Raw genomic sequence first — 10299 nt, 5'->3', positions numbered from 1 at the left:
CGGGCAGCTGGGTAATGGTATTTGTCCTCATGTGGCATATCCTTTTCTCAGACGAGAATTGCGGCGCGTGAACAACGCCATGATATGCCGCCCCTCAGGGGCCATCACCAACTTTTAGCTATATCTCCATCTTCAGTAGTTTCTGGCTTTGACACAATTCACCACAAATTCTTCCCATTGTTGCCCGAGTGCGAGGGTATCAGCCGAAGATGTCTCTCTGCCACGCCGTCGATGGTTGGCTGAGATCAATAAACGAAGGTCGAGGATGGGTGCATGACAATGCTCGCGGTTAGAGAATACTCAAAGGTCTCTCAAGGAGAAATGCGTGCGAGCTTTCCAGACTCTCATGAACAATTTGCATCACGCGGCTTTCTTGTACCCTCCAGAAGTCTTTTTGCGACCTGCGGTGCTGCTGGCGGCGAAACCCTCGTTACACCTGAAGATTTCATTGTCGGGGACGCGATCAGGCTGATCGATTGTGCAACAAACATTCCTGTAGAGTTCAAAGATCACGTTGACGGGAAATTTCGGATAGATCTTGGTGAGGCTGACATTGGGTTGGCAAATCTTGAACTACAACTCTCAAAGTCGATCACTCTCATGTCAGAGTTTGGGGCCACTGTTCATGCAAGCATTCTGCTTGACCAACGTAAACGCCATGATCACGCGTTTCTTCTGCTCGAAAAGCAGTTTACCCCAGCAACGGACTATACCATTCTCGCCCAGCAAGTTTCAGTTGATATGAGTGCGTAAAGAATTCCGCGATGTTGGAATAGCTTGCATAGCCCACAAACCGGACGTCTTCTTGTTAGCCCAGTGAACTGCAATCCTATGCTGACAGACCAGCCTGTCTTTGCTGGCAAAGTAGGCGCTAGCAGCATCAAGAGTGCGTGAAGTTGACGCTGGCTGTTTCTATCTGTTCCAATGCTTTGACCGCTGGGCTGATTTGTCCGTCTGCCAAGCAGGTGCGCGCAAACAATGCTGCGCCACAAATTGATCGACGGTTGAAAACATCAGTTGCGGCTTGCCCGCGCCGCTCGATTACTAGGTAGTGCAGTTCTCGGTCTGCTGCGCCGTACTGATATTTGTAGCCGTGCGTACCGTGTCCGAGCTCATAGGTAGACAAGCCGCGCCGGATCGCCTCTTCAATAGCTACTGCATTGAGCAAGAGACCTATGGCAGGCATTTCATCATCAAGTCGCCGCGCTGCTGCAATACCGAACATGCTTTTTCGCGACAGATCGACCACCCGGACCAGAGAGCCAACGGGCCGATCCCCCCGCCAAAGAACTGGCATGAACAGTACGTCCATCGATTGACAGCGCCTGAGGAATTGATCCAGCCGGTTGAGAAAGTCATTTATCCGTCTCTTGGACATCGTCCCTTCCCAGCGCAAGCGCCAGAGGGCTTTAAAGATGTTGACGTTTGCCTCGAAGTTTGCGGGTGTCGTCTGCTCGACACGATACGCACCTGTTTCTAAGTACTTCCTTCGAAAGCGTCGGAGCTTGCTCCGCGTGCTCTTACTTATGGAATTCTGCAGATAGGATTCGAAACTTGTGGGCAAAGACACGGTCGGAACGCGTAACTGATCAACCAGCTCATTACTGGTTTTGTAGTCCGGCCAGGATATCCGATATGCTTTGCCATTTAAATGATCGGCCAAGGCGTGCAGGCGCTGCCCCGTAGGCTCAAAGCGCAGCGTGAGGCGCGCCCACCGCTCGCGCTTGATACGTTGGGCCAGGGCTCGCAGCGCGGTCTCCTCTCTCGCCGGGTCGCACAGAAGACCGGTCAACGGACTCAGACCGCGTCTGCCCGCCGCCTCGAAGCGAGTCTGGCAGAGTTGTTTGCTTTTACTCCAGTGAAATCGATGGTGCAGCGGAAGGATTGCCGACACTCCATTAAGTGCAGCGGGATCGCGCACGAAGAATACACACCACGTGCTGGGGTCTTCAGAAAAAAGGCGGTGCATCCACTCCCAGGACAGAAATACGTTCGCTTCGGGGTCGGCATCGGCGAGAGCCTGCCACGCTTCGCGCATAGCGTGCATAGTTTTCAGATCGTCGAACGCCTTTGCGATGACGTTGGAGCCGACGCCCAACTGCCCGTGCCTGTTTATGTTCACCGAGACCTCCCATGAACGCATCTTTGTCAGTAGAGGACGAATGCGGCAGCAAAAGGGCAGGCTATAGTCTGCTAGTATTAAAATGGATATTGTTAGACAGATTCGAACCAGCCCATCATGGTAGGCAATGACACTGTCTCCTATGCGGCGCAAAGTTCGTGCTAGTAGGCAATAGCGTCGGTTCTGATCGCCTTGAATTGGTCTCGTTTGCCAAGAGAAAGTCAGCTGCGTTCGCGCTTGGGCTCTTCAAGTCATTAGCTGCAGAACTACTGAACGTTAGCTTCCAGTTCGATGCTGGCAAGATACCGTTTGCCGTAACGTCGTTCGGAGGAACGCGCACACTTCGGCTGTCGTGACGTGCATGTGTAGGACAAACACATATGTAACCAGCTCTCAGGGCAACGGCTCATAATGATTGCTACTAGAAACCCGCTCCACACCCCTAACGAAACACCGACTACTTCGCGTTATTTCTGGTCGGATTGAAAATCCTCGTGTCGGTGGTTCGATTCCGCCCCCGGGCACCAATTTTACAAATACATATCAGTCTCTTAGGTCAGGTTTACGCCTCGACCATTTCGCCAAATATATTTTGGGGTGACATATGGGTGCCATTTTCTAATCAAAAGAGCCCTGTGGATAGTGCCACGGAGGCGCTCCCGGCCCTTACCGGACGTTCAACGCAAGTCGAGAAGGCTGCGGTGCGGTCCTTCGAACCGGCCGTTCGCTGCGCTCGCAAGTCGCAAGTTGCTTGAACTCACCCAATGCAAAAGCGCTATATCGCGCTCGGCCGGCCCGAATGCCTCTCCTAATGGGAATTTGTATGCTAAAATAGCACGTCTATTTCACCGCAGCGTCTACTTTTAGGCGGATTAGTGAGGCGCGATACTTTGGGAGACATACGTCATGACATCCAAGATAGAAGAGGCCGAGCGACCAGACAATCTGACGCCGCAACAGCGCGCCCAGCCCAAGGCAAACAAGTTGACTTCGGATGACATCACCGCGTCGCTGAAGGCTGGGTTTTCCGACTTTATGGCGCGCCCCTTCATGAGCGGATTCTTCGGGCTGTTCTATGCGCTTATTGGCCTTTTTATCGTTTGGTGTTTGGTCTGGCTGGGCAATATCTGGATGATCATTCCCGCTGCGGTCGGCTTTCCGCTTGTCGCGCCCTTCGCCGCCGCCGGACTTTATGAGATGTCCCGGCGGTTGCAGAAGGGCAAGAATTTTGGCTGGTCTGAAATTCTCGCCGTCATGGCCAAGCAACGCAAGCGGGAGATGGGCTGGATGGCCTTTACCACGCTGTTTATTTTTTGGGTATGGATATATCAGTTTCGAACTGTACTGGTGGTCGTCCTACAGGATTCATCTTTCTCGGACTTTGACGGGTTCTTAAACATCGTCTTCTTCACACCAGAGGGCTGGACCTTCCTTGCAATTGGCACGTTGCTCGGCGCAGTGCTATCGGCTGTCCTGTTCTCCGTGACCGTCGTTGCAATGCCGATGTTGCTCGACCAGGACATCGATTTCGTGACCGCCATGCTCACCTCCATTAGGGTCGTGACGGAAAACCCATTGGTCATGCTTAGCTGGGCAGCAATCATCTCGGTTACTACTCTGTTGTCGATGGTTCCGGCGTTTCTGGGCCTGATCGTCACCCTACCGATCCTCGGCCACACCACTTGGCATCTCTATGAGCGGGCTGTGCAACCGGTGGAAGGGTGATTTGACACGTTTCGACATTAACTTGAAGCGCAGGAGATGCTTGCTGAGTTGAACTGACGGCCATTGCTGCCATTCGCCGTTCCCACTCGTGGCGGCTGCGCTGCTCGCAAAACCGGTCATTTACCGCGCCGAAAAACGATTAAATATTAGGCGGATGACATAAACGCCCACTAAGACGGGCCATTTCGTTGCCTCGCTACGCTGAAACTCTAAAGTAAATGCATGGGTATTAACAAAACTTACTTCAGCGAAATGCACATGTCCGAGGGCCCTCGGGCACCCTACACTGGTTATGAAGCCTGGTTTGCCAATCAGAACAACGCGCGGCTCGCCACCAAAGCGCAAGAAGCAGAAGCCTTTTTTCGGCGCACCGGGATTACCTTCAATGTCTATGGCCAGCAGGATGCAGATGAACGGTTGATACCCTTTGATCTGGTGCCACGGATCATTTCGTCGCGTGAATGGACCAAGCTGTCGAAGGGCATCGAGCAGCGGGTATACGCGATCAATGCGTTTCTGCATGACATCTATAACCGGCAGGAAATCCTGCGGGCCGGTGTCATTCCCACAGATCTGATCGCGCAGAATGATGCGTTTCTGCCGCAAATGATTGATTTCAAACCGCCGGGGGATGTCTATACTCATATCGTCGGGACGGACATCGTGCGCACGGGCGAAGATGACTTTTTCGTACTTGAAGACAATGCGCGCACGCCGTCCGGGGTCAGCTACATGCTGGAAAACCGTGAGACGATGCTGCAAATGTTCCCGGAACTGTTCAGCAGCATCCGCGTGCAGCCTGTCAGTGATTATCCCAAGAACCTGCGCCGCTCGCTTGAGGCGTCGGCACCACCCGGTTGCAGTGGTCGGCCTTGTGTTGTGATCCTCACGCCCGGTATCCACAACTCAGCCTACTATGAGCACAGTTTTCTAGCAGACCAGATGGGGGTCGAGCTGGTCGAGGGGCATGATTTGCGGGTGGTGGATGGTCATATCGCGATGCGGACCACCAAGGGGTACAAGACGATTGATGTGATTTATCGCAGGGTGGATGATGAATATCTCGACCCGCTGACCTTCAACCCCAAGTCAATGCTGGGGGTGCCCGGGATCATGGATGTCTACCGGGCCGGAAATATTACCATCGCCAATGCACCGGGCACCGGGGTCGCGGATGACAAGGCTGTTTACAGCTACATTCCCGATATCATCAAGTTCTACACGGGCGAGCCCGCAATCCTGAAGAATGTCGAAACCTACCGCTGTTCAGAGCCTCAGCAACTCAAATACGTGCTCGATAAGCTTGCTGATTTGGTCGTGAAAGAGGTGCATGGGTCGGGTGGGTATGGCATGCTGGTGGGTCCGGCGGCGAGCAAGCAAGAGCTGTCGGATTTCGCCGACAAGCTGCGGGCGCGGCCCGGCAATTATATCGCACAGCCGACGCTGTCCCTGTCCACTGTCCCAATCTTCACCGAAAGTGGCCTGGCACCCCGTCACGTCGATCTGCGCCCATTTGCGCTGGTGTCACCCAAGGGTGTAAACATCACGGCCGGCGGACTGACCCGTGTCGCCCTGAAAGAAGGGTCGCTGGTGGTCAATTCCAGCCAGGGCGGTGGCACAAAAGACACTTGGGTATTGGAAGACTGATATGTTGGGTAAAACTGCAGGGGGCCTCTACTGGATGTTCCGTTCGCTTGAGCGCGCCGAGAACACTGCGCGGCTGATCGAGGCCGGATTTCGCATTGCGCTCACCCGGTCTACCAACGCCGAGGCGGAATGGCAGTCGGTGATTTCCACGCTGGCCGCACAGCAAGCCTATGAGGCTGCCAGTGATGGGTATGATAGCGCGCAGGTTGTCAACTTTCTGCTGCGCGATCAGACCAACCCAAGCTCTGTTCTCTCGATCATCAAATCCGCCCGTGACAACGCGCGCATGGTCCGCACTGCGCTGACCACCGAAGTTTGGTCAGCCGTGAATGAGACGTGGATGCATTTTACCCAACTGTTGAAAGACGAGATCCCACAGACAGAACTGCCTGCCGTGCTTGCCTCGATCCGCCAGCAATCGGGTCTGGTACGCGGCGCGCTGCACGGCACCATGCTGCGCAACGACATCTATGACTTTTGCCGCTTGGGTACCTTTGTCGAGCGGATGGATAGTACCGCACGCATCATTGACGTGAAGTACTATTCGCTACTGCCTTCTCCCTCCTTTGTCGGCAGCCGTCTGGACAATGTGCAGTGGGAAACGATCCTGCGCTCTGTCTCGGCCCATCGGTCATTCCGCTGGGCTGTGGAAGAGGACTTCACCGCGCCCGCAATCGCCGAATTCCTGATCCTCGATCGCCGTATGCCTCGGTCTCTCGCGTTCAGCGCAGGTCAGATCGTCAACAGCATGTCGCACTTGGCCGAGGAATACAGCACTACGCATCCGTGTAATGAAATGGCCAGTGCGCTGCGGGCGCGGCTGGTGAACCGGGATATCAACTCGATCTTTGACGAGGGGCTGCACGAATTTGTCAGCGCGGTGATTGACAGCACCTCAAGCCTCGCCCATCAGATCGAACTTGACTATAGGTTTACCGAATAATGGACCTCAGCATCAGCCACACAACTGAATACGCCTATAGCGCCCCGGTAGATTACGCGCTTCAAAAAGTGCGCCTGTGTCCTTTGTCATCGGTGATGCAGGATGTGGTCAATTGGTCGGTCGAGGTCATCGGCGGCAAAGTCGAAGCGCGCTATCTCGACCATTATGGCAACCACGTTGATTTGGTCAGCATCACGCCGGGCGCACGCGTTCTGGAGATCAAGGCTCACGGGCAAGTGAAGACTCTCAACAATACAGGCGTGCTTGGACCTTCCTATGGCCGTGCGCCCCTGTGGCATTTCAGGCAGGCAACCCCTCTCACCACACCGGGAGACAGGATCAATGCGCTGCCGAGGGTCTCTACTGACCCGAATACACAGCTGGCAAGCCTGCACGCGCTTTCCGCCTCAATACTGGAGGCGCTGCCCTACAAGACCGGTGGCACAAGGGTCGACACGTCAGCCGAGGACGCACTGCAAGGCGACGGCGGCGTCTGTCAGGATCACGCGCAAATCTTTGTGGCCGCCGCGCGGCTGTCCGGGCTGCCCGCGCGCTATGTCAGCGGCTATCTGATGATTAATGAGCAGGTGGTACAGGAAGCAACCCACGCATGGGCCGAGGCCTGCGTCGAAGGATTCGGATGGGTCGGTTTCGACATTTCGAACGGGGTGTCACCGGATGAAAAATACGTACGTATCGCCGTGGGCCGGGATGCGCGCGACGCGGCCCCCATCGAAGGGCTGCGGATGGGGTCGGCCGATGAAAAGCTCATGGTATCTTTGCAAGTCCAGCAGTAAAGAGATGCTGAAGTTTGCTTTTGGATAGAACGAAATGACCTACTGCATCGGGATGCGACTGGATCGTGGTCTTGTCTTTATGGCGGACACACGCACCAGCGCTGGCGTCGATAACTTTGCGGTCAGCAAAAAGATGTTCACTTGGGAGGTGCCCGGCGAACGCGCGATCACCATCATGACTGCGGGCAACCTGGCGACGACGCAATCGTTGATCAGCCTGCTAGAGGAACGATCCGTCTCTGAACAGGAGCGTGACCCAAGTATCCTGCGTGAGCCCACCATGTTTCAGATCGCGCGGCTGGTTGGTGCAACGCTGCGCGAAGTGATCGCTGGCTCCTCGCCCACCGGTCAGACATCGGATGACCAATTCAGCGCGTCCATTATTCTGGGGGGTCAGATCAAGGGCGGGAAACCCACGATATTAATGATCTATCCCGAAGGTAATTTCATCGAGATCACGGATGACACGCCGTTTTTTCAGATCGGCGAGACCAAGTACGGCAAGCCGATCCTCGTGCGGGCCTATGACCGTCAGATGGACTTTGCAGATGCAATAAAGCTCTTGCTCGTGTCCTTTGACTCCACGGTGAAATCAAACCTTTCGGTCGGACTGCCCTTCGATCTTCAGGTGTACGAGACCGATTCTTTTGCGACTGATCGCACCAAACGGATCAATGCGGAAGACGAGGTGTATCAAGAAATAGCGACCGGCTGGGGGGATGCCTTGCGCAGTGCGTTTGAGTTGTTGCCCAGCTACGAGTTATAGATTTAGCCTGGTCATATCGACCATGCTGTAATGGTCGTCCGACGCGAGCTTCAAGCCAATAGTGACCTGAAGAATTGTATGTCCGCTTTTTTGAACTTATGTTGTCAGATCCGCGCCCGCAGCGAATGACCGCTTCCCGCCCCTCGATACCAATTGTAGGCACATCGAAGTAGGTCAATAATTCTGCACCACTCCTCTCCTCAACGATGAAATCCGCTCAGATGGCTCGGAGATTTCCACGGACCTGACCCGGACGTATCATTTAGCTACAGAAGCAACCTCTGTGCTGTTACCGCCTAGAACTTGACGCGCTTGCATCTCTGCATCTGACTTTTGCTTCCATTGCCAAGAACCACGAGGTTTGTGGGATTTCACGAGGTCTGGATACACGTCTGGTTGTTCAAGCGCCGCACGCAGCCGTTCCTCGCAACCTTTGGATTGACCTTCAAATCGTCGCATAGAGCTTTGAGTGTGATGATCTCTGACATGCTGTTCTCCTTTGATGTCTTTGCAAGCTCATAAGATGAGAACAGCAATGCGTCAGGGATAAACCTAGTATTTCTTTGGCTTTACCGCGTTTGCTGCTAACACGACCTCGACGTGGGAGACGCACCTGCGTTGGGGCTTAGAAACCCCTCTCTGACTTAGGCTGCTCCGGCAGCTGAACACCTTTGACATATGGTCGGGGTGCCTGTGTTATACAACAGGCCCCGGCTAAAGGCACAGGGACCGTGTCAGAGCGGTTTTCTAACACCCCGATCACCAGTCATCTCGCGAGGACGCTCGCAGATCGGGGCAGGGATGGAAGTCGACCGTAATGCAGTGCGGAGGCTTTTAGAGCCCGAACGGCTGATCAAACCTTCCAACCTCTTGGCGTACATTAAGGAAAACCAAATCATACATGGTATGTATGGCTGGTGGTTTGACTATTCATTGCCAGATGTACCTAGAGTCGGATGCCTCGAACTCGAGGACAAGCATTTGCTGTATATCGGCATTGCACCACCGAAGAGCCAACCGACGAGATCAGGTTCTGCCACCCCAATGAAGAGCCGTTTATGGCGCAATCATCTGCGCGGATCTGTTCGCAGCTCAACTTTGCGCTTGTCGCTGGCTGCTTTGCTCAAGCACGAACTTGATCTTGGGTTCTACAGAGATTCCGGAGGTCGGGTGCGCATGATCAAAGAGCATGAAGACAAGCTGACCACTTGGATCAAGAACCACGCCGGGGTCTCTGTCGAACAGAACAACACACCTTGGCAGCTAGAAGAGGCATTGGTCAGCAATGGACCTCCACTTCCGTTGAACCTAAGCATGTCGCACCATCCATTCAGGCCCACATTAAGCGGCCTCAGGACCGCGCTTGGACGTGACTGAGCCCACCGGCAACATATCTCGTAGCTTGCCCCTTGAGACATGCTGACAGTTGTTACAATCTGCAGGCCTGCAAATTGCCCATATTATAGTCGGTATTTGGAATTATATGGAATATATCGATAATTTATAATTCTTTTCAGATACTTATAAAAATCCATCAGTCCGAATTGGGCTGGATTTGTAAGAGCCAACTGGAATTTTACCCATATTTGAGCGATTTGACCCACCATTTTCTTGTTAACACTATGAGAAATAATGGAATTCTATGAATTTGCCACCCTTGCCCTTGACTGTGCAACGCCGTCAGAGGCCCTCAGGCGAGCGCTGACGCCGCTTGTCGACCCGATATGAGTGTGCCCCCTGCGTTACCGACTACCGGCTCACGCGCCGCCTGAGGCGCTAGAAGTTACGTAAGCGCCTTCAACCGGTCATTCCCACAAATGCAGCATCTACCGTTTTCTAACACATCTGAACCCCGTCCGCAGTGGAAGTGGGTGAAAGCAGCGCGTATGCGTTTTATGGTAAGGATGGTGCCGCGATACCTCTACAAGTTGGAGAATGCAGCATATGCAGTGCACCTACTGAGGGCTTGCCAAAAAGCCAAAGTCTCGTTGTTCACCGTGTGCTTGATCAAAGGTTCGTCCCTCCCAGCTCCTTTTCTCGCCCAGTACACCAACGCCGAATGATCTTTCGTGTATGTCCAGTTCGAATGGGCAATAGCGTTACGGAATGCGCGGATCGGGTTATTGGTCAGATACTTCGCGCACTGCCTAAGGGTTGTTCCTGGTTCCGAGCTGGCTGGCCTAGTCTGACTGGTCCGGTTTGAGTGTTAGTGCATGGTCGGCCTTTCGTCCATCTGGACGATGGTTTCTGGTGCCGGTGGTCGGTATCCGAGTGCGCTGTGTGGCCTCTTGGTGTTGTA

The 10299-nt window shown here is 54.0% G+C and carries 8 protein-coding genes; 7 read left to right on the top strand and 1 reads right to left on the bottom strand.

Annotation, left to right across the window (positions count from 1 at the left end; translation table 11 throughout):
* Positions 1–273 precede the first annotated feature (273 nt).
* Positions 274–753 (top strand): hypothetical protein, encoded by a 480-nt coding sequence (locus tag GV827_RS22495; RefSeq protein WP_164356454.1) that lies wholly within the window; start codon positions 274–276, stop codon positions 751–753.
* Positions 754–880: 127 nt separating this feature from the next.
* On the opposite strand, the gene GV827_RS22490 is transcribed toward GV827_RS22495, so the two are convergent.
* Positions 881–2122, bottom strand: coding sequence for a GNAT family N-acetyltransferase (locus tag GV827_RS22490; RefSeq protein WP_204326051.1), 1242 nt, complete (start codon positions 2120–2122; stop codon positions 881–883).
* A 906-nt stretch (positions 2123–3028) separates the two neighbouring features.
* Here GV827_RS22490 and GV827_RS22485 point away from each other — a divergent pair.
* From GV827_RS22485 to GV827_RS22455, 6 genes are all read left to right on the top strand, one after another.
* Positions 3029–3847, top strand: a complete 819-nt coding sequence (locus GV827_RS22485; protein ID WP_164356449.1) for a DUF2189 domain-containing protein — start codon at positions 3029–3031, stop codon at positions 3845–3847.
* A 222-nt stretch (positions 3848–4069) separates the two neighbouring features.
* A complete protein-coding gene (locus GV827_RS22480; RefSeq protein WP_164356447.1) occupies positions 4070–5494 on the top strand; it encodes a circularly permuted type 2 ATP-grasp protein in 1425 nt (474 codons plus the stop codon).
* A 1-nt stretch (position 5495) separates the two neighbouring features.
* Positions 5496–6437 (top strand): alpha-E domain-containing protein, encoded by a 942-nt coding sequence (locus tag GV827_RS22475; RefSeq protein WP_164356445.1) that lies wholly within the window; start codon positions 5496–5498, stop codon positions 6435–6437.
* A complete protein-coding gene (locus GV827_RS22470; RefSeq protein WP_164356443.1) occupies positions 6437–7234 on the top strand; it encodes a transglutaminase family protein in 798 nt (265 codons plus the stop codon). Before GV827_RS22475 ends, GV827_RS22470 begins: the two co-directional genes overlap by 1 nt.
* Positions 7235–7268: 34 nt before the next feature.
* The gene (locus GV827_RS22465; protein ID WP_164356441.1) at positions 7269–8000 is read left to right on the top strand and encodes a peptidase; all 732 of its coding nucleotides are present in this window, start codon (positions 7269–7271) and stop codon (positions 7998–8000) included.
* A gap of 801 nt (positions 8001–8801) precedes the next feature.
* A complete protein-coding gene (locus GV827_RS22455) occupies positions 8802–9377 on the top strand; it encodes a GIY-YIG nuclease family protein (protein ID WP_164356438.1) in 576 nt (191 codons plus the stop codon).
* Positions 9378–10299: the final 922 nt, after the last annotated feature.

Origin of the sequence: Sulfitobacter sediminilitoris, from assembly GCF_010667575.1 — a bacterium.
Taxonomy (GTDB): Bacteria; Pseudomonadota; Alphaproteobacteria; order Rhodobacterales; family Rhodobacteraceae; genus Sulfitobacter; species Sulfitobacter sediminilitoris.
The sequence above is the reverse complement of the archived record's forward strand: the minus strand, read 5'-3'. Positions and strand labels throughout refer to the sequence as shown.

What these genes read in the sequence shown, in the direction of transcription:
- GV827_RS22495 (WP_164356454.1), top strand. Translation starts at nt 274, where the DNA reads ATGACAATGCTCGCGGTTAGAGAATACTCAAAGGTCTCTCAAGGAGAA.
- GV827_RS22485 (WP_164356449.1), top strand. Translation starts at nt 3,029, where the DNA reads ATGACATCCAAGATAGAAGAGGCCGAGCGACCAGACAATCTGACGCCG.
- GV827_RS22480 (WP_164356447.1), top strand. Translation starts at nt 4,070, where the DNA reads ATGGGTATTAACAAAACTTACTTCAGCGAAATGCACATGTCCGAGGGC.
- GV827_RS22475 (WP_164356445.1), top strand. Translation starts at nt 5,496, where the DNA reads ATGTTGGGTAAAACTGCAGGGGGCCTCTACTGGATGTTCCGTTCGCTT.
- GV827_RS22470 (WP_164356443.1), top strand. Translation starts at nt 6,437, where the DNA reads ATGGACCTCAGCATCAGCCACACAACTGAATACGCCTATAGCGCCCCG.
- GV827_RS22465 (WP_164356441.1), top strand. Translation starts at nt 7,269, where the DNA reads ATGACCTACTGCATCGGGATGCGACTGGATCGTGGTCTTGTCTTTATG.
- GV827_RS22455 (WP_164356438.1), top strand. Translation starts at nt 8,802, where the DNA reads ATGGAAGTCGACCGTAATGCAGTGCGGAGGCTTTTAGAGCCCGAACGG.